This is a genomic window from Aegicerativicinus sediminis (assembly GCF_015476115.1).
GTDB lineage: Bacteria > Bacteroidota > Bacteroidia > Flavobacteriales > Flavobacteriaceae > Aegicerativicinus > Aegicerativicinus sediminis.
Window position 1 is genome coordinate 3,393,858 of the sequence record NZ_CP064295.1, and the last position, 20,537, is coordinate 3,414,394.

A 20,537-nucleotide genomic window follows, 5' to 3' on the forward strand; every position below is an offset into this window, starting at 1 on the left:
AAATCAATAAAAAGAATCTAAAAAATAGACATGGCAGAAGGAGAAAAACTGATTCCAATCAACATTGAGGATGAAATGAAATCGGCTTACATCGATTATTCGATGTCGGTCATTGTGTCACGTGCATTACCTGATGTTAGAGACGGATTAAAACCTGTTCATCGTAGGGTACTGTATGGCATGCATGAGTTAGGAGTTCGTTCTAACACAGCTCATAAAAAATCAGCGAGAATTGTAGGTGAAGTTTTAGGTAAATACCATCCACATGGAGATAGTTCAGTTTATGACACTATGGTTCGTATGGCTCAGGAATGGAGTTTGCGTTATATGTTGGTAGACGGACAAGGAAATTTTGGATCTATAGATGGTGATAGCCCTGCAGCAATGCGATATACAGAGGCTAGAATGCGTAAGATTTCCGAAGATATGTTGGCTGACATAGACAAGGACACTGTTGATCATAAGCTTAATTTTGATGATACCTTAAAAGAACCGACTGTTTTACCTACAAGGATACCAAGTTTATTGGTTAATGGAGCCTCAGGTATTGCAGTAGGTATGGCAACTAATATGCCTCCTCATAATCTTTCAGAAGTTGTTGATGGGACAATAGCATATATCGAAAATAATAACATTGAGATTGACGAACTTGTTTCGCACATAAAAGCTCCTGATTTTCCTACAGGCGGAATTATATATGGATACGACGGCGTATTAGAGGCGTTTAAGACAGGAAGGGGTAGAATTGTCATCAGAGGTAATGCTACTGTGGAAGAAGTTAATGGTCGAGAATGTATCATTGTAAATGAAATTCCTTATCAGGTAAATAAGGCGGACATGATTAAGAAAACGGCCGACTTAATTAACGATAAGAAAATTGAAGGTATTTCGACAATTCGTGACGAATCGGACCGTAACGGGATGCGTGTTGTATATGTCCTGAAAAAAGATGCGATACCAAATATTGTCTTAAATACTTTATTTAAATATACTGCTCTACAATCTTCCTTCAGTGTGAATAATATTGCTTTGGTTAATGGTAGGCCAGAACTATTGAATCTTAAAGATTTAATACTCCATTTTGTAGAGCATAGGCACGAAGTTGTTGTTCGTAGAACCCAATATGAACTTAGGAAGGCAGAGGAAAGAGCTCACATTCTTGAAGGGTTAATAATTGCTAGTGATAATATCGATGAAGTTATCGCTTTAATTAGAGCTTCAAATAACGCAGATGAAGCCCGTGAAAAATTAATTGAACGATTTGAATTGTCTGAAATACAAGCGAAGGCAATTGTAGAAATGCGTTTGAGACAGTTAACGGGTCTAGAACAAGATAAACTGCGTTCAGAATACGAAGAATTATTAAAAACCATTGAGGATCTTAAAGATATATTAGATAAGAAAGATCGTAGAATGGATATTATTAAAGAGGAGCTGTTAGAGGTTAAAAATAAATATGGTGATGAGAGACGCTCTAAAATAGAATATGCAGGTGGAGATCTAAGTATAGAAGATATGATACCTGATGAAAAAGTGGTCATTACCATTTCTCATGCTGGCTATATTAAAAGAACTCCTTTATCAGAATATAAAACTCAAAATAGGGGTGGAGTTGGCCAGAAGGCTTCTACTACTAGAAATGAGGACTTCCTTGAACATTTATTTGTTGGTACTAACCATCAATACATGTTGTTCTTTACCCAAAAAGGAAAATGTTTCTGGATGCGGGTTTATGAAATTCCAGAAGGGAGTAGAACATCCAAGGGTAGGGCAATTCAAAATCTTATAAATATTGAACAGGATGATAAGGTGAAAGCCTTCATTTGTACTCAAGATTTAAAAGATGAGGATTACATTAATAACAATTATGTTATCATGGCTACCAAGAAAGGTACTGTTAAAAAGACTTCTTTAGAGCAGTATTCACGACCACGGACTAATGGAATTAATGCAATAACAATTCGCGAAGATGATGAATTGTTAGAAGCTAAATTGACTACAGGTGAAAGCCAAGTAATGTTAGCTTTAAAATCTGGTAAAGCAATTCGATTTGAGGAAGCCAAAACTCGACCCATGGGTAGAAATGCTTCCGGAGTTAGAGGAATTACATTGGCAAACGATGATGACGAAGTGATCGGAATGGTTGCTGTGGATGATATGGAAAGTGATATCCTTGTAGTTTCTGAAAAGGGATATGGTAAGCGATCTAGCCTTGACGATTACAGAATTACCAATCGTGGTGGAAAAGGCGTTAAAACAATTTCTATAACAAATAAAACAGGAAGTCTAGTTGCCATTAAAAATGTATCTGATGAAGATGATCTTATGATTATCAATAAATCTGGTATTGCCATTAGAATGGAAGTGGCAGATTTGAGGGTCATGGGAAGAGCAACCCAAGGTGTGAGGCTTATTAATTTGAAGAATAATGATGAAATAGCCGCAGTTGCTAAGGTTATGAAAGATGATGATGACGAAATGGATGCTGCAGATATGGCCGATGAGCCTTCAAATTTCGAAGATGGCACAACTCTTGATAATAATAGCGCAAACGAATAAACATTAAACACTAAACGATAACTTGAAATGAGAAAACAAGCAATTCTTGCTTTAGCAATGTTGGTTGGTTCTTTAACTTTCGCACAGAAAGACGAACTCAAATCTGCAAGCAAAGCGATAAAACAAGGTAATTTTGCTGACGCAAAAACAGCTGTAAACCAAGCTGAACCAATGATAGCAAGTGCTGATGATAAAACACAAGCAGAATTTTATTACTTAAAAGGTCAGGCTTATTATGCCAATGGAACCGCTTCTGCCGCTGATATGTCGAAGGCTATCGAAAGTTTAAATATGGTGGAAAAGGTTGAAAAAGAATCTGGTAAGAACAAATATACTGAGGATGTTAAAACCATCAAAGGTGAAATGTTAACCAGTTTTTTAACTAAAGCAAATTCTGCTCTTGAGGCTAAAGATTATTCTAAGTCTTCAGTTTATTTTGATCAAGCTTATAGAATGTCTCCAAAAGATACATTGTATCTATACTACGCAGCATCTACTGCTGTATCCGCCCAAGACTATGACACTTCATTAAAAATGTATGAAGAGTTGAGAGATTTGGGATACTCTGGTGCTGGTGTAAACTATGTTGCTACTAATAAGGAGACTGGAGAAGTAGAATCTTTCGATAATAAAAACATGAGAGATATTTCTGTTAAGGCAGGGACACACATTGCTCCTTCACAGAAGAAAACTGAATCTAAGTCGGCAGAAATTATTAAGAACATAGCTCTAATTTATGTATCTCAAGATAAAAATGAGAAAGCGATAGAAGCTATGAAAGCGGCAAGAGCCGAGAATCCTGATGATTTGAGTCTTATTCTTACAGAAGCAAATGTTCAACTTAAAATGGGTAATAGGGAAGCATTCAAAAAATTAATGGAAGAAGCCACTACTAAAGACCCTAAGAACCCTGAACTTCAATATAATTTAGGAGTTATTGCTGCTGAATCTGGAGATGCTGTTGCTGCAGAAAAATATTATAATAAAGCAATCGCTTTAGACCCCGGGTATGCCGATGCTTATAATAATTTGGCGGTTCTTACTTTAGGGAAAGAAGAATCCATCATCGAAGAAATGAATGGACTTGGTAATTCTGCCGCTGACAATAAGCGTTACGATGAATTAAAGAAAGAAAGAGAAGATCTTTATAGAAATGCAATACCTTATCTTGAAAAAACTTTAGAATTGAAGCCTGACAACATCAGTGCTGCACGTACATTAATGAACATTTATAGTGCTCTTGGGGAAACAGATAAGTTTAAAGCAATGAAGTCTAAGGTTGAAGAAATGGAAAATCAATAATTTTAATTCTTCACTCAAATTATATAAGCTGTCAGAATTTTGGCAGCTTTTTTTATTTAGAAGATTTTTTTTATAACTCTTAATTTATGCGTGTGCATTCTTATATCGGCATTGTAAATACCGGAATGATCAATCCGATCTATTCTTACTTTGCCATAGGAATGTATAACATAATTATCTGCCATTATTATACCTACATGATCTATTTGACCTTCATTATTGTCAAAAAATGCGAGGTCTCCAGGCTCGCTTTCTTCAATAAAGCTTAAAGCCTCTCCTTGGGAAGCCTGTTGTTTTGCATCTCTCAAAAGTGATACCCCATTAAGCCTATAAACCATTTGAGTGAAACCGGATGAATCTATTCCCAAGGGGGATTTTCCTCCCCATTGGTGTGGACAGTTTAAATAGTTAAAAGCTGTTTTTAAAATTTGGGATTTGGGTTGGATACCATTGATTGAATTACCGTCATGTTGATATCCCAGGAATTCCAAACATGATAAATTAGAACCCATGGGAACAGTTAATAATTCACTCGAAGATTTTGCAGTAACAAAATCCAATAAATCAGAAGAATATGTTGGACTTAATTCATTTAGACCAACATATTCTTCCTCCTTAATTACCTGGCATTGTACTTTACTTATCCAACCTTCATAATTATCCAATGATGATCTAATTTTAAACCAGAGTTTACGTTCATCGATAATTTTGAAAGTCTCACCAAAAAGTAGCTGAGAAAGCATTTCGCAAGTGTGATTAGGTTCAACTCGCATTGCCACAGCTCCTAGGTTACAAATGCCAAACTGCATCTAAATTAATTGCGTTTTAAAACCATGGCAGAAGCACCACCACCACCATTGCAAATTGCAGCAGCACCAAGGCTAGCTTTATTTTGGTGTAGAACGCTTATTAAAGTAATTAATATTCTAGTTCCAGAGCATCCTAATGGATGTCCTAAAGAAACTGCTCCACCATTCACATTAACATTCTCATCTGATAGGCCTAGTAATTTAATGTTTGCCAACCCCACAACAGAAAACGCCTCGTTAAATTCAAAATAATCAATTTCTGAAATGTCGATATTCGCTTTAGCCAAAGCCTTCGGTAATGCTTTGGCGGGTGCAGTAGTAAACCACTTTGGTTCTTGAGCAGCATCAGCATAACTCAAAATGGTTACCAAAGGAGTCAATCCTAAGGCAGTTGCTTTATCTTTACTCATTAAAACCATCGCTGCCGCCCCGTCATTAATTGTTGATGCATTGGCAGCTGTTACGGTCCCATCCTTAGAAAAGGCTGGTCGCAAGCTTGGAATTTTCTCTAAAATGACATTGGTAAATTCTTCGTCTGTATCAATAATTAAAGGCTCTCCTCGTCTTTGTGGAACTTCAACAGGGACAATTTCGTCTTTAAATTTCCCTGCAGCCCAGGCTTCTGCAGAGCGCTTATATGATTGAATGGCATATGCATCTTGGTCTTCTCTGGAAAAATTATATTCAACTGCACATGCGTCTGCACAGACACCCATGGCGTTTTGATCATATACATCTACTAAACCATCCACTTGTAAGCCATCAACTAAAGTAGCAGGACCAAATTTATTACCAGTTCTAGCATGGTAATAATGTGGTATTAGACTCATGTTCTCCATCCCTCCGGCCACAACAACTTCTGCATCACCCAAAGCAATTGCCTGAGCTCCTTGCATAACTGCTTTCATACCACTAGAACATACTTTATTCACGGTCGTACAAGGAACGGTATTTGGGATTCCTGCATAGATGGCAGCCTGACGGGCTGGAGCCTGACCAGCTCCCGCTTGAACAACATGTCCCATTAATACTTCATGTACTTCAGAAGGGTCTAAATTAATTTTTTCTAAAGCACCCTTAATTGCAATTGCACCTAGCCTTGGGGCTGGTATGGTAGATAATTTTCCTAAAAAACTTCCTATGGGCGTACGCGCCATAGATACTATCACAACTTCTTTCATTAATTCATTTTTGATCTTTACAAAATTAGGCAATTTTTACAAAAAAGCTTGTAATTATAAGGGTTTCGCTAACAGATATAACTCTAAATTTCAAGTAAAGAGTCAAGTTATTTTTACTATTTTTAAACCCAATTCAAGTTGATACATGAACCAATTTGTTAATAGGTGGTATCGAAACCATACACTACTTTACAAGGTACTTTTATTTATTAGCACCACATTCTTAATTGTTTACCTGTTTCCTAAGAGTGGAAAATTTAAGTATACCTTCGACAAGGGAAGACCATGGCAATCTGAAACCTTATATGCTCCTTTTGACTTTGCAATTCGGAAATCTGCATCTGAGATTGATGCAGAAACTTTAGAAATTCGCGAAAATAGCACTCTATATTTTGAAACCGACACTTTAGTAGAGGATAGGGTTTTTAGGGCTTACGAAACCAAATTTAGCACAACGGTACTGGATACCATACCCAAAAGCAAAACGATTTATCAATTAGGCATGAAATTGCTTGAAGAGATTTATCAGTATGGTGTGGTTAACGAAAACTATAATTACCCACCTGAGAAACAAATTATCGTTTTAGAAGGTCAAAAACAAATTCATGCCACCACCTATTCAGAGTTATCCAAAACTGAAAACTTAAGAAGACGTATAGAAGCCGCCATTGAAAAAGCTGGTTATGCTGCCTATAAAGCTGAGTTTGTTTCCCTGTTTTTTGATGTGGTCAAACCCAACCTTAAATTGAATGAAGCCCTGACGGAAAAGATTATTCAGGAACAACTCAATACCATTTCACCAAATCGGGGAAGTATAGAACGTGAAACTCTTATTATAGCAAAAGGGGAAATTGTTGATGAAGCCAAGTTTGAGGTACTTAAATCTTTAGAGGCTGAATATGAGTCTCAGGTTTGGACAAGTTCAAATTATAATCTGGTTATTGCAGCCTATTCTCTATTAGTTGCTTTAGCATTACTTATGCTACTCCTTTTTATGAGAAAGTATCGCACAGAGGTTTTTCAAAACAACACCAAAGTAACCTTTATATTCTTTAATGTCTTATTGATGGTTTTATTAACCACGCTGGTGGTTAATTATAACGCTAAATATGTTTATGTAGTTCCTATATGTGTACTTCCTCTCGTATTGAAAGCATTTTTTGATGCAAGGTTAGGTCTTTTCACTCATGTGCTTACAGTAATGCTTTTAGGGTTTATTGTACCTAATTCTTCGGAATATATGTTCTTGCAGATAATTGCTGGTATTGTTACGATTTTAACTGTTTCAGAATTATACAAACGTGCTAATCTGTTTATTTCTGTCGGACAAATTACCCTAATTTATATACTGGCATATTTTGCATTTTTCGTAATTCATGAGGGTAGCATAACAAATATGAATTACGAAACATTTGGAATGTTTATTTTAGGTGGTTTGGCTACATTATTTGTACAGCCGTTAATTTACATTTATGAAAAGATCTTTGATTTAGTGTCAGACGTCTCTTTATTGGAACTTTCTGATACCAATTCTAAACTTCTTAAAGAACTTTCAAACTTAGCCCCTGGTACGTTTCATCACTCTTTGAATGTTGCAAATCTTGCTGAAGCAGCAGCAAACGAAATAGGGGCAAATGCAATGTTGGCTAGGGTAGGAGCGCTTTACCACGATATAGGTAAAATGGAAAACCCTACCTATTTTACTGAAAACCAATTAACCGGTCTTAATCCTCATGACGAACTTTCTCCACGAGAGAGTACGGACATAATTATAGGTCATGTGATTGACGGAGTAGAAATAGCAAAAAAGTACAATTTACCGGATCGTATCATTGATTTTATCCGTAGCCATCATGGTACAAGTTTGGTCTATTATTTCTATATTAAAGAAAAGGAAATAGATCAATTCGCAAAGGAAGAAGAATTTAGATACCCAGGACCTAAACCTTTTAGTCGAGAAACTGCTTTGTTAATGATGTGCGACAGTGTTGAGGCAGCATCCAAAAGTTTACGCGAGATAAATTCAGGAAAGATTGATGAATTAGTAGAAAGTGTAATTACTAGGCAAATGGAAGATGACCAATTTATAAACGCAAACATTAATTTTAAGGAAATAGAGGTGATTAAGAAAGTTTTAAAATCCAAGCTCGCCAATATATTCCATTTGAGGGTTGAGTACCCAGAATAAATGAAAAGTTAGGAATAATCTTATTTTAAATTCTTTTTTTGGTCCATTAAATTACCTCAAAATGAACAGCGTATTGGATTTATTTTAAAGTTTATATATTGTGTTTAAATATTATCATTTTATTAATGACAACTATTGAATTAGACAGAATTATTGAAATGGCATGGGAAGATAGAACACCATTCGAGGCTATTGAAATTCAGTTTGGCCTTTCAGAATCCGATGTCATTAAATTGATGAGAAAGGAATTAAAATCAAGTTCATTTAAGCTTTGGAGAAAACGTATTAATAATGGTATTAGCAGTAAACATTTGAATAAAAGGAGTAATGAGATTACGCGTTTCAAATCTAATCAGCAAAGATTAATTTCTAATAATAAAATTTCTAAACGATAGATTTTCCGACACAGCCTCATCAAATACATGAGCGTATTTCTAGTATTAATCCAGAGGAGTATGCAAAAACCCGAAACTATAGAGATGGTGCTCTAACTTATCTAAGTCCATATATTTCTAGAGGTGTAATTTCTACAAGACAGGTGTATGAATTTTTGACTGGATTAGGTCAACCTTGGAATGTAATTGAAAAACTTGTCCAGGAATTAGCATGGCGAGAGTATTGGCAATTGGTTTGGTTGAATAAAGGGGATGCCATAAATTCTGATTTAAAAAATGTCCAACAACCAATATCCAATCATTTAATTCCTAAGAATGTTGTAGATGCCAATACACATATACAGGTAGTAGATGAGGCAATAAAGGAATTGTATGATACAGGATATATGCACAATCATATGCGGATGTATGTGGCTTCGATATGCTGCAATATTGCTCAATCGCATTGGCACCAACCTTCCAAGTGGATGTACTATCATTTGCTAGATGGCGATATAGCTAGCAATCAATTGAGTTGGCAATGGGTTGCTGGGACCTTTTCAAACAAAAAATATTATGCAAATCAGGAAAACATTAATAAGTATTTTAATAGTACCCAAAAAAATACTTTTCTAGATATTTCTTATGAAGAGTTTGAAAATTTGGAAATACCAAAAACGCTACTCGATACCATTTTAATTGCTTTACATACAAAATTGCCTAAGGTGGATAAGCCAAATCTGTTTAAGAATAAAAAAACTTTGATTTACAATTACTATAATCTCGATGCTGAATGGCATAAACATGAAGATTTTCAGCGTGTTCTGTTATTAGAGCCTTCAATTTTTAAAGCTAATCCAGTAAGTTTGAAATGTATAGATTTTACTCTAAGTCTTGCTAAAAATATACCAGATTTAAAAATTTTTGTGGGCGAGTTTACGCAATTGGCGGAAGAAGTTTCAATAAAAGACATTATTTATAAGGAACATCCTTTGAATACCCATTATATAGGAATAGAGGAGGAAAGAGAATGGATGACAAATGTTAGGGGTTACTTTTCATCTTTTCATTCATTCTGGAAAAAGTGCAAGAAAGAACTAAAAAATTGAAGAAAAACAATTTACCAACAAAAATATGCTTGGTGTGCCATAGACCATTCACTTGGCGTAAAAAATGGGAACGGGATTGGGAAAATGTAAAATATTGCAGTAAACGATGTTCCCGTGAATCAAAATCATTGAATACAACTAAAAGCTAACTATATCTATTCTATTATCGCCTAATTTTTCCTGAAGTATCACCACTCATTAAATCTTTAACCATTTCGGCCGAAACCATATTGGCATCACCTTCCACTGTATGCTTTAGAGCACAAGTGCAATTGCCAAAGTTAAGAGCATCAAAATCATCCTGATAGTGGAGTAAACCGTAAATGACACCAGCAGCATAGGCATCGCCTGTACCTATCCTATCCACTATGTGGGTAACATCTAATTTTTCTGTTTTAAAAAATTCTTTTCCATTCCACATTCTACCTGATATACGATTGTGGGAAGCACTTACAGACTCCCTTTCTTTATCAAAGATCTTTTTAATTCGAGGTACCATCTTCATCAACTCGATAGATGCTTCTTGGAATTGATCATCTTTCTCTCCACATAATTCAATATCAAACAATTCGTGAAAATCATGGGCACCACCAAAAACAATATCACACCGGTCTATAAGATGCGGCATCACCTCCTTAGCTGCTTTTCCATAATCCCACATATTTTTTCTTGAATGAACATCGACTGAAACAGTGATCCCTTTATTGTTAGCAGTTTCAATAGCCTTATGGACACTTTCCATGGCTCCTATAGATACAGCAGGTGTAATACCCGTCCAATGAAACCATGAAGCACCCTCTAAAGCTTTTTCCCAATCTATAGATTCTGCGGTTATTTTAGCAAAAGCCGAATTTTTTCTAACATAAACAATTTGACTCGGTCGATGAACGGCTCCCTTTTCTAGAAAATAGAGTCCAATCATGTCATCGCCAAAAACAATTGAAGAAGTGTCTACCCAATTGTGTTTTAAAAATTGGGTTGCGGCTTTTCCTAATAAATTATCGGGAAATCGAGTAACGTGAGAAGCATTAAGCCCCATATAGGCCAGTGCAATCGCAACATTAGCTTCACCGCCCCCAAATACCATATCTAAATGATTGGCTTGAGAAAACATTGCATGTCCAGGAGGCGAAAGTCGCATCATAACCTCTCCAAACGTAACAACCTTATGCTGATTCATAATTTATCCTGTAATAATTGTAAACCTGTCAAAAGTTACAAATTACATTTTGACAATTTAATTCTTACAAACAATTTGTTTTAGTTAAGTGAAAAAGGATATTCCAAACCATTAATAGGGTAAGTTTGGTCGTTTCTCACTCAAATATTTCCAATAACGTTTAGGCACATGTCGAATATGTAACTTCATATTCTTCCTAGAAGCTATATTAGTGGTGTCAAAATAATCCTTCCATAAAGTTTGAAAATCAATTTCTTTATCAGAAAAATATTTTGAATCTGACTTACTTCCATCAAAATCATCTGTTAACTCTAAGCAAATTGTATCAACCTTTAACAAATCATAATAAATCCCATAATTTCTTTTTAGGTCATAAATCAGCCATTTTTGGTCGGCATATCTATCTTGAAAGTGTTTTGAAATTAATGGAAGTACATCAAAATCTGGTTCAATGTTGGCGAAATAAATTCCATCTTTAGTTAATCTAAACCGCACAAAAGCTTCCATTCGATGTTTTTCCCTACCTACCATTCTTGAAATTTGTGAGATTCTCAACACAACAGGATCAGAATAATCACAGGCAATACTTTTATTAGACCTAAATGTTCTACAAATAAAATCTAGTAAGAGACCTTCCATTTCTGGCAATTCACTCAGAAAAGAATAATATAAATGGCTAATTGTAGTGGTAGAGACTTTCTTTCTTAAACCTGTCCAAACCCTAGTACTTTTGGTTTCGTTTGTAATAACTTGTTGTGGAAGTGCGAACAATTTTGTCTGAGGAAAACTATTTTTTTGAATAATTACCTTTTCCAATCGTTGTTCAAATACTTCAAAAATTGCCGTTAGGAAACCGTCAAAACTTCCATCATATTGTAGTAAATGTGTATCCATTATTGAAATAATGCCAGCTGATTACTCAAGGATTTATTGTATTTGGATACACTAACCTTTTGAATTTGAAACTTCAATTGTTCTGGGGTATAATCCTTTTTTTCAAAATAGGCAGAGTCACAAGTAATAAAGTATCTGGCTCTATTTAGTGCAACACCAATTTTCTTTAAATGATCCCAACCTAATCGACGATATTTCCTAGCCTGCAAAATCTTATTTACCGATTTTAATCCGATGCCTGGAATACGTAGCAACATTCGTTTGTCAGCTTTATTTACATCTATAGGAAATTCATGAAGATTACGTAAAGCCCAACCTAATTTGGGATCAATTTCTAAATCTAAATGTTGGTATTGAGGATTTAAGATTTCAGAAATTTCAAATCCATAGAAACGCATTAACCAATCTGTCTGATATAGACGATTTTCGCGTAACATTGGCACGGCACTACCAATTTGTGGCAATCTATGATCATAGCTGATAGGAATATATCCCGAGTAATAAACACGTTTTAAATTAAACTTTTTATAAAAGAAATTAGATGCATGCATGATTTGAAAATCATTTTCACCAGAGGCCCCCACGATCATTTGGGTGCTTTGTCCAGCGGGAGCATATTGTGGTGTCCTTCGTATAAATTTCTTTTCTAATTTATACTGTATGATTTCATTCTTAACCTTTTCCATCGGTTTTAGAAAATCTTCCCGTTTTTTATCTGGAGCTAACCTTTTTAAACCCGCTTCTGTTGGAATTTCTATGTTCACACTCAACCGATCCGCATATAAACCTGCTTCCCGCATAAGATCATCTGAGGCACCCGGAATCGATTTTAAATGTATATAGCCATTAAAATTTTCTTCCAATCGCAATTTTTTCGCAACAGCAACCAAACGTTCCATTGTATAGTCTGGATTCTTAAAAATTCCAGAACTCAAAAACAGGCCCTCGATATAATTTCTGCGGTAAAAATTGATAGTTAAATTCACAACCTCTTGCACCTGAAAAGCAGCTCTTTTAATATCGTTGCTTTTTCGTGTTACACAATATGCACAATCGAAAATGCAAAAATTAGTAAGTAATATTTTCAAAAGAGAAACGCAGCGACTGTCTTCAGTATAAGAGTGACATATACCCATGCCACTAGAATTTCCTAAACCTTTGGTGGTATTAGATCGTTTACTGCCGCTCGATGCACATGAAACATCATATTTTGCGGCATCTGCTAGTATTGTTAATTTTTCTCGAATGCGTTCAAAAGACATGGGGCACAAATAAGTTCTAGAATGGAGGAAAAGTCAGAAACAATGTTTGAACTTTACCCTACAATTTTTATTGTAAATATTATAATAAGCGTAATATCCCCTTACCGTTATTTGTAGCAATTTTAATTAAATTAATCTGGTAGACGGGAAAATGTTTTATTGCATTAACTAAAGAAAATCAATACATTTAAAATCCATAAGATTAAATTCTATGTTCACTGATCGTCGTTGGATTAAAGCGTTAAGTGTTCTTTTCATATTGAACATATACTTTTCAATTGACACTGTAAATTGGCAGTTTCCAAAAACTGAACTTTTTCAAACGGAATTATGCCTTAAATTAAGTGAACTAGATGAGAGTATACTAAAGTATGCATTTGCAAAGAAGATAGCCAAAGTTTGCGTCAGGCAGGTTTCGGAATTTCTTTCTTTCAATAATACATCATTTATTAAATCCTATAATAAACGATTGGCAATTCGAGGTTTAAATCAAGAGGGACTTTATCTAAATCTTAAACCTAAATTGAATGATATAGTCCTTTACTATATTACCATTAGTCGCTCACTTTATTCTTAATGTAGAGCTTCAATCATACTAGATTAAATCGTTCTCTTTCTTCAAGTTACTTTTTGAAGAAATTCATTTACATTTTCGATTAACTAATAATGAAATTAAAACGTCATTTACGGTTCTGTGTCTTTCTGTTTTTTATAATACTTGCATCAATTGTACCAGTTCCATTCAAATTTTATTTAAAAGATAATTTACCAACGTTCAAGATTGAACAAGTTGACAAAAAGGAAGAAGATGAAGCACAGGTGGAAATATACCAACTTAAGGCTTAGGCATTATAAATTTTCCAAACGTTCTAATACTTCCTTTTTATAGCTTCTGCTAATTGGCAAAGATTCTTTTTGAATCGAAATAAATTCATTTGTATAAATGGAAATATGAGGTATCGAGATTATATAGGATCGATGAATACGCATAAAATTATTTTGCGGCAGTTTTGCCTCTATTGAACTAATCGTTTCACGTGTTACAATAATTTCGTTTGCTAAATGAATTTTTAGATAATCACTTAAACTTTCTATATATAAAATCGAATCGAAGTCAATTTTAATCATTTTTCTGTCAGATCTTACAAAGATAAAATCTATATTTTGCTGGTGTTGAGTTAAAGGCTTTTCTGTATAATTTACAATTTCAAAATACCTATTAACCGCTTTCAATAATCTATCGAAAGCTATAGGTTTTAAGAGATAATCAACGGCTTTTAACTCAAAGCCCTCAACAGCAAAATCCCTATATGCCGTGGTAAATATTATTTTGATGTCCTTATTTATTGTCTTTGCGAATGAAATTCCTGATAATTCTGGCATATTAATATCCAAAAACAATAGATCAATGGTTTCATTATTTATCCAATAAAAAGCCTCCATAGCGTTTTTACAGCTCGCTACAATTCTAATATTTGCAATTTTTGCAAGGTGGGAAGCTATAACTTCTCTAGCCACACTTTCATCGTCTACTATAAGACAGGATATGATTTGTTCTGTTTTCAAAAATCTAAAGTTAATTGGATTTCAAATGATGTTGAACTAGGTTTTATTGTTAAGGAATGTTTATGTGGATAAATAAGTTCTAGACGTTTTCTAATATTTTCTAGACCAATTCCTTTGTTTTCAATTTCTAATGAATCCGCGCTATTTTCTACTTTAAAATTTAATTTGTCAACATTATTCTCCAAATTAATTGATATGTCTAAATAACCATTTTTAATTTTTCCATGTTTAAAACTGTTCTCTATAAATGGGAGTAACAGCATAGGAGCAATTTTTTGGTTTTCATCCTCAATAGATGTATTAATCACCACTTTTAGGGTTTCATTAAATCTCATTTTTTCTAGGGAAATATAATCCTGTATATGAGCTATTTCTTCTGTTAAAAGCACCTCTTGTTTATCTGTTTGGTAAAGAAGATAATCTAAAAGATTAGATAGCTTTAAAATCATTTCTGGAGTTTCATCCTCTTTTTTTAATGCAAATCCGTACAGCGTGTTTAAGGTGTTGAACAAAAAATGCGGATGTATTTGCATTTTTAAATAATTCAATTCCTGTTCTTTTAACCTCAGTTGGGTTTGAAGTATTTTGGTTTTGAGCAGGGCGTTTTGTTCTATGTTATTCAAGTTAATTTTCACCAATTTTATTGAACCTGCCACAAACGTAACCAGATAGACTGCACTTAAAACAAAAAAGACATTTTTGGTTGCAGGTGCCATGTCTTCATATTGAAAATTTGATAAATAAATTAAACTGAAAAACATGGAAACCATTACCAAATAGGCGGAAATAATAAATGTATATGTGCTATAAAGAATGAAATGAAAGTATCTTTTGTTGATTAAGTACTTAGGAATCAATTTGTAAATGGAAATGTAGGTAGTTGCAATTGTAATTGGCATTAAGAATAAAGAAAATTGAAGAGTTTCAATAAAGCTCTTATTGCCGGCATCAAAAAAATAGGTGTAAAATATTAGCACAGCCAACCAAAAAATTAGGTGCAACATTAGTTGGGCTACCTTTTCTAATATGACCTTTGTTTTGTTCATTGCCAAAATCTTAGCTGCAATAGTAATATAAATTTATAGGTTATGTAACGCTTTGTAGACAGACAACCAAATTAGCAGGGGATTCTGCTATTTGTTAAATCGCAACCTTAAATTGTAATCTGTCGCAAATTCAAATTTTACTTCCTTTAGAATTTTAAGTTTGCCTACCATTTAATCAATAAACCAACAGTTATGTTTGTACTTAATTCAATCACCATGTTTACATTAGTTGCTAATCCTTTTATTGATCGCTTTTATGAAGGCGGTCCTTTTTTTATGTCATGTATCCTTATATGCTTATTACTAGCTATATTTTTTATAATAAAAGGATTCATAGGTATAAAGAATCCTGAAACTGCCAATAAATATCTTCGCCTAACCTCTGATGTTAGCCTATTAGGTTTAGTGGTAGGATTTCTTGGTTCTGTTATAGGGTTAATTTCTGCTTTTGATTCGGTGGAGGCGCTTGGTAACCCCGAACCTGCTATTTTTGCCGGCGGACTTAAAGTTTCCTTACTAACAGCAACTTTCGGACTTTTTTCCTTTGTCATTTCCCGAATAGGAATTTTGGTGCTTAGATGGCTTTTAAAAGGACCATTTGAAAAGCAAGAATAAATCTAAAATTTATATTCTATAGAATTAAAGCAGGCCTAAAGGCTTGCTTTTTTATTTTAATAGTTACTTCAATTTCCCAATTCCTTTCTAATTACAACAAAATGTTATCTTTATGAAAAGGCTAATCACTATTAATCACAACAAATCATTATGAAACAACTTTGGTTTTGCATCGCTCTTTTGACTACCCTTGTAGGTTATTGTCAGAGTTTTATCGGCGCTTGGGAAATGGAAAGCACAACTCCCGAAGGGGAAGATTACACTAGCGTAGTAATTTTTACTGAGGGCTATCAGGTTCTTGCGACCTATAATTCTGAAACAGGAAAGTTTATAAGCACAAATGGTGGTACTTGGAAGTTAGATGGTAATATCATGACTGAAAAAGTTGAGTTCAACTCAGGTAATCCTGAAATGGTTGGTGAAGTCGTAAGTTTTGAAGTTTTTATTGAAGGGGATAATATGGGGATTGTTGGCACGGATATGAAATTTAAACGTATAGATGATGGAACACCTGGAGAGCTGGAAGGAGCTTGGCTAATGTCTGGGAGGGTTGTAAATGATAAGCTTCAACTAAGAGATACTGATACTCCGAGAAAAACAATGAAAATTTTATCTGGCACACGGTTTCAATGGATTGCATATAATACTGATACAAAAGAATTTATGGGAACTGGAGGTGGCAACTATACAACCGTTGATGGAGTTTACACAGAAAATATAAAATTCTTTTCCAGAGATGATTCTCGAGTGGGGGCAAGTTTGAAATTTGATTTCAATTTAAAGGATGGAAATTGGCACCATACCGGTTTCTCAAGCAAAGGCGATCCATTAAATGAAATATGGAGCAAACGCAAATAAAACATACCATTTACTAAATTAGAAATTCCCACATTACCACTTTAATCCATCATTAAATTAGTTTTATGAAAACCCGTATTCTTTTCAACTTGATAATTGCAGTCAGCTTAACGGTTTTACAAGCTCAAAACAAAATTGATCCAACATTTGAAGAAGTTTTATCCCTTCAAAGCATAGGAGATATTTCAATTTCTCCAGATGGTAAAAACGCGCTAATAAGTTATCGCTCTACAGATTGGGAAAACAATCAATATGACACGGAATATTACTTGTCTAAAAATGGATCTGAGCCCTACGCCCTCACAAATAATTCAGAAGGAAGTAGCACCAGTGCCAATTGGTCACCAGATGGGCATTGGATTGCATTTCTTTCCAAAAGAGGGGAGCACAATCAAATTCACGTCATAAATTCAAACGGAGGGGAGGCTTTTCAATTAAGCAATACCGACATGAATATAAACAATCTCCAATGGTCTCCAGATGGTAAGAAAATAGCATTCGTGCAATCAGAGGATAAATCAAAAGAAGACAAAAAGCGAAAGGAGAAATATGGAGCTTTTGAGGTAGACGATGAGGAATTTAATCAAAATGAATTATGGATTTTAGATTTTAATCCTGCCCAACTTATTACTTACCCATTACCAAGCCAACTGAGTGATTCAACGTTCAAGGCAGAAAGAAAGGCTGTTAAATTGATTGATAGTACAACATTTACGATAGGATCGTGGAAATGGTCACCTGATGGAAAAAAAATAGCTTTTGATCATAGACCAAACCCGCTTATTAACTCTTTTTTTGATAGTGATATATCGGTCTTAGACCTAGATTCTAAAGAAATTAGGAATTTGGTTAGTAATCCAAGTTTTGATGGGTTTTTAGATTGGTCACCAGACAGCAATTCCATAATCTATAATTCACATTTAGATAACCGAACTTCTAATTATTACAAAAATTCCAAATACTTTATTATCCCAATTTCAAATAGTAAATCTAAAGAAGTTGCCAAAGATTTTGATGAGAATATAAGAGGTGTTAATTGGACTCCTAATGGAATTTATGGAACAGCTTTAAATAAAACGAATAGTAATATTGTTAGAATAGATCCTAAATCTGGGGAAGTGCAAACCATCCAAATTCCTTTTGCTAGGGTATACGACATTTCATTTTCTAAGGATGGGAATAAAGTAATTTTTGAAGCATCAAATGATGACACATTAAATGAGGTTTATATTTCCGAATTGAGTTTTAAAAATCCGAAAAAGTTAACGAATTTCAACCAACAATTGTCTGGTTGGGCCATTGCTAATAGCGACTTGATACAATGGAAAAGTAAGGATGGTAGTGAGATAGAAGGAGTTTTATACAAACCTCAAGATTATGATCCATCTAAAAAATATCCTTTAATGGTGGTGATCCATGGTGGTCCGACAGGAATTTCAATTCCACAACCAGTGCCATCTTCTGTATATCCGATCGTTCAATGGTTAAACAAAGGGGCTTTGGTCCTTAGTCCAAATTATCGTGGATCTGCAGGGTATGGTGAAGCTTTCCGGTCTTTAAATGTCCGTAATTTAGGAGTTGGTGACGCTTGGGATGTATTATCTGGGGTTCAGAGTTTAATTGACGAAGGAAAGGTAGACAAGGATAAATTAGGTTGTATGGGTTGGAGCCAAGGTGGTTATATCTCTGCTTTTTTAACCACAAATTCAAATATGTTTAAGGCAATTTCTGTTGGGGCCGGAATTTCAAATTGGATGACCTATTATGTAAATACAGACATACATCCTTTTACAAGGCAATATCTCGAAGCTACCCCTTGGGAGGATAAAGAAATTTATGAGTTAACTTCTCCTATGACAAATATTAATAATGCCTCAACGCCTACACTCATTCAACATGGTGAGTTTGATAAACGGGTGCCAATTGCAAATGCATATGAATTGTTACAAGGTTTAAGGGATAAGGGAGTCGATTCTAAACTTATTGTTTATAAAGGGTTTGGACATGGTATTTCTAAACCAAAAGAACGTTTGGCAGCAGTATGGCACAACTGGCAGTGGTTTTCGAAATATGTTTGGGGTGAGGAGGTTAGCATTCCAGAATAACAAGTCTTATTAATATTGAGGTGTGGGCTATTGTAACTTTTGTTACTGCGAAACTTATATCTATGCTTTTAATTTGCCTCTCAATTCAATAAAAATTAATTGAAGGTGACTTTTTTAAAAGCCACCTTTTTTATAAAACTCAACGATGATAATAAAACAATTTGAATACAAACCTTTAGCCCATTATTCATACGCAATAATTAGTAATGGAGAAATGGCAGTAATAGACCCTGAAAGAAATCCGATGCAATACTATCAATTTGCAAAGGAGCATGATGCAAAGATTGTTGCAGTAATACAAACACATCCGCATGCTGATTTCGTTAGCTCACACCTACAAATCCATGAGGAAACCGGTGCAACGATCTACAATAGTGAAATGTTGGGCGCGGATTACCCTCATGAAAGTTTCGATGAAGGGAACTCCATAAAATTAGGAGATGCCATTTTAAGGGCTTTAAATACTCCAGGACATTCTCCTGATAGTATTACCATTGTAGCAGAAGGAGATAACAAAACAGCTTTATTTACTGGGGATACATTATTTATAGGAGATGTGGGGCGTCCCGATTTAAGGGAAAAAGCAGGAAACATGACAGCTAAGAGACAAGAATTGGCTGAAATGATGTATGATACTATTACAACCAAGTTTAAAAACTTACCTGATGGTGCCTTGGTTTATCCTGCCCATGGAGCAGGTTCATTATGCGGTAAGAATTTAAGTGAAGAAAACAGTAGTACCTTAGGAAATGAAAGAATGGGCAACTGGGCATTTAAAGAACAATCAAAAGAAGAGTTCGTTAATACCTTGTTAGATAGCCAACCATTTATCCCTTCATATTTCGGGTATAATGTAGATATCAATAAAAATGGTGCTAAAAACTTAAGAGCGGCAATAGCAAATGTACCTTTCCATTATTTGGGGAAAACTGATGAATTAATTGTTGATACAAGACCAGAAGATACTTTTAAGAGAGGACATCTACCAAATAGTTTTAATATTCAGGCAGAATCGGTTGATTCTAAATTTGAAACATGGTTAGGATCTATCATTCAACCCAAAGAAGGCTTTCACTTAGTAATTGAGAATCCAGAGAATTTAGATACGATTTTGGAACGAGTGTCTAAAATTGGTTATGAGTCTCAACTAAAATCTGTAATTACACTTGATGGTGAGAATTTACAAAAAAGCTCAAAACTTAATCTAGATGATTTTACAAATAACCCTGATAAATACACGATTGTAGATATTCGCAATAGCAGTGAATTAGAAGAAGGAAAGTTTTTTGATTCTGCATTGTCTCATCCTTTAAATGAATTAAGAGATTCTGCAAATGACATTCCAACGGATAAACCTATCGTAGTGCATTGTGCCGGAGGTTACAGAAGTGCAGCGGGTAGTAGTATATTAGAAAGTTTAAAATCTAAAACTACGGTCTATGACCTGAGTGAGGATATCGAAAATTTTAAATAATTGTAAATCCCTCCC

General features: G+C 34.5%; 18 protein-coding genes. 11 read left to right on the top strand and 7 right to left on the bottom strand.

Going from position 1 to position 20,537, the window contains the following annotated elements; all coding sequences use genetic code 11:
* Positions 1-30 precede the first annotated feature (30 nt).
* Both gyrA and ISU00_RS14520 read left to right on the top strand, forming a co-directional pair.
* Positions 31-2,559: a DNA gyrase subunit A gene (gene gyrA, locus ISU00_RS14515; RefSeq protein WP_228851393.1), complete on the top strand. Its 2,529-nt coding sequence runs from the start codon at positions 31-33 to the stop codon at positions 2,557-2,559.
* A gap of 27 nt (positions 2,560-2,586) precedes the next feature.
* Positions 2,587-3,861 (top strand): tetratricopeptide repeat protein, encoded by a 1,275-nt coding sequence (locus tag ISU00_RS14520; RefSeq protein WP_228851394.1) that lies wholly within the window; start codon positions 2,587-2,589, stop codon positions 3,859-3,861.
* A 56-nt stretch (positions 3,862-3,917) separates the two neighbouring features.
* On the opposite strand, the gene ISU00_RS14525 is transcribed toward ISU00_RS14520, so the two are convergent.
* Entirely contained in the window at positions 3,918-4,670 is a 753-nt protein-coding gene (locus ISU00_RS14525) for a C40 family peptidase (RefSeq protein ID WP_228851395.1), read from the bottom strand.
* A gap of 5 nt (positions 4,671-4,675) precedes the next feature.
* On the bottom strand, positions 4,676-5,851 hold the full coding sequence (locus tag ISU00_RS14530) for an acetyl-CoA C-acyltransferase (RefSeq protein ID WP_228851396.1): 1,176 nt from the start codon (positions 5,849-5,851) through the stop codon (positions 4,676-4,678).
* Positions 5,852-5,996: 145 nt separating this feature from the next.
* Here ISU00_RS14530 and ISU00_RS14535 point away from each other — a divergent pair, with 145 nt between their 5' ends.
* From ISU00_RS14535 to ISU00_RS14550, 4 genes are all read left to right on the top strand, one after another.
* The gene (locus ISU00_RS14535; protein ID WP_228851397.1) at positions 5,997-8,039 is read left to right on the top strand and encodes an HD family phosphohydrolase; all 2,043 of its coding nucleotides are present in this window, start codon (positions 5,997-5,999) and stop codon (positions 8,037-8,039) included.
* 125 nt (positions 8,040-8,164) lie between these two features.
* A complete protein-coding gene (locus ISU00_RS14540; RefSeq protein ID WP_228851398.1) occupies positions 8,165-8,434 on the top strand; it encodes a TIGR03643 family protein in 270 nt (89 codons plus the stop codon).
* 143 nt (positions 8,435-8,577) lie between these two features.
* On the top strand, positions 8,578-9,522 hold the full coding sequence (locus tag ISU00_RS14545) for an FAD-binding domain-containing protein (protein WP_228851399.1): 945 nt from the start codon (positions 8,578-8,580) through the stop codon (positions 9,520-9,522).
* Positions 9,519-9,671 carry a DUF2256 domain-containing protein gene (locus ISU00_RS14550; RefSeq protein ID WP_228851400.1) on the top strand — a complete coding sequence of 51 codons (153 nt, stop codon included), beginning with the start codon at positions 9,519-9,521 and terminating at the stop codon, positions 9,669-9,671. The genes ISU00_RS14545 and ISU00_RS14550 overlap by 4 nt, the downstream gene beginning before the upstream one ends.
* 14 nt (positions 9,672-9,685) lie before the next feature.
* Here the strand turns inward: ISU00_RS14550 and ISU00_RS14555 are convergent, their stop codons facing one another.
* The 3 genes from ISU00_RS14555 to ISU00_RS14565 all read right to left on the bottom strand — a co-directional run bounded on the left by ISU00_RS14555 (position 9,686) and on the right by ISU00_RS14565 (position 12,858).
* A complete protein-coding gene (locus ISU00_RS14555) occupies positions 9,686-10,702 on the bottom strand; it encodes a sugar kinase (protein WP_228851401.1) in 1,017 nt (338 codons plus the stop codon).
* Between the two features lie 111 nt (positions 10,703-10,813).
* Positions 10,814-11,596, bottom strand: a complete 783-nt coding sequence (locus ISU00_RS14560) for a TIGR03915 family putative DNA repair protein (RefSeq protein WP_228851402.1) — start codon at positions 11,594-11,596, stop codon at positions 10,814-10,816.
* Positions 11,596-12,858: a putative DNA modification/repair radical SAM protein gene (locus ISU00_RS14565; protein WP_228851403.1), complete on the bottom strand. Its 1,263-nt coding sequence runs from the start codon at positions 12,856-12,858 to the stop codon at positions 11,596-11,598. Before ISU00_RS14565 ends, ISU00_RS14560 begins: the two co-directional genes overlap by 1 nt.
* A 666-nt stretch (positions 12,859-13,524) precedes the next feature.
* Here ISU00_RS14565 and ISU00_RS14570 point away from each other — a divergent pair.
* Positions 13,525-13,704: a hypothetical protein gene (locus tag ISU00_RS14570; RefSeq protein WP_228851404.1), complete on the top strand. Its 180-nt coding sequence runs from the start codon at positions 13,525-13,527 to the stop codon at positions 13,702-13,704.
* A gap of 3 nt (positions 13,705-13,707) precedes the next feature.
* On the opposite strand, the gene ISU00_RS14575 is transcribed toward ISU00_RS14570, so the two are convergent.
* Together ISU00_RS14575 and ISU00_RS14580 are read right to left on the bottom strand one after the other, a co-directional pair.
* Positions 13,708-14,424 carry a LytR/AlgR family response regulator transcription factor gene (locus ISU00_RS14575; RefSeq protein ID WP_228851405.1) on the bottom strand — a complete coding sequence of 239 codons (717 nt, stop codon included), beginning with the start codon at positions 14,422-14,424 and terminating at the stop codon, positions 13,708-13,710.
* Complete coding sequence (locus ISU00_RS14580; RefSeq protein WP_228851406.1) at positions 14,421-15,470, bottom strand: sensor histidine kinase; 1,050 nt, start codon at positions 15,468-15,470, stop codon at positions 14,421-14,423. The genes ISU00_RS14575 and ISU00_RS14580 overlap by 4 nt, the downstream gene beginning before the upstream one ends.
* 216 nt (positions 15,471-15,686) lie before the next feature.
* On the opposite strand from ISU00_RS14580, the gene ISU00_RS14585 reads away from it, so the two are divergent.
* From ISU00_RS14585 to ISU00_RS14600, 4 genes are all read left to right on the top strand, one after another.
* Positions 15,687-16,085: a MotA/TolQ/ExbB proton channel family protein gene (locus ISU00_RS14585; protein ID WP_228851407.1), complete on the top strand. Its 399-nt coding sequence runs from the start codon at positions 15,687-15,689 to the stop codon at positions 16,083-16,085.
* A 150-nt stretch (positions 16,086-16,235) separates the two neighbouring features.
* Positions 16,236-16,943: a DUF4488 domain-containing protein gene (locus ISU00_RS14590; protein ID WP_228851408.1), complete on the top strand. Its 708-nt coding sequence runs from the start codon at positions 16,236-16,238 to the stop codon at positions 16,941-16,943.
* Positions 16,944-17,008: 65 nt separating this feature from the next.
* Positions 17,009-19,048: a S9 family peptidase gene (locus ISU00_RS14595; protein ID WP_228851409.1), complete on the top strand. Its 2,040-nt coding sequence runs from the start codon at positions 17,009-17,011 to the stop codon at positions 19,046-19,048.
* A gap of 145 nt (positions 19,049-19,193) precedes the next feature.
* A complete protein-coding gene (locus tag ISU00_RS14600; RefSeq protein WP_228851410.1) occupies positions 19,194-20,522 on the top strand; it encodes an MBL fold metallo-hydrolase in 1,329 nt (442 codons plus the stop codon).
* Positions 20,523-20,537 lie beyond the last annotated feature (15 nt).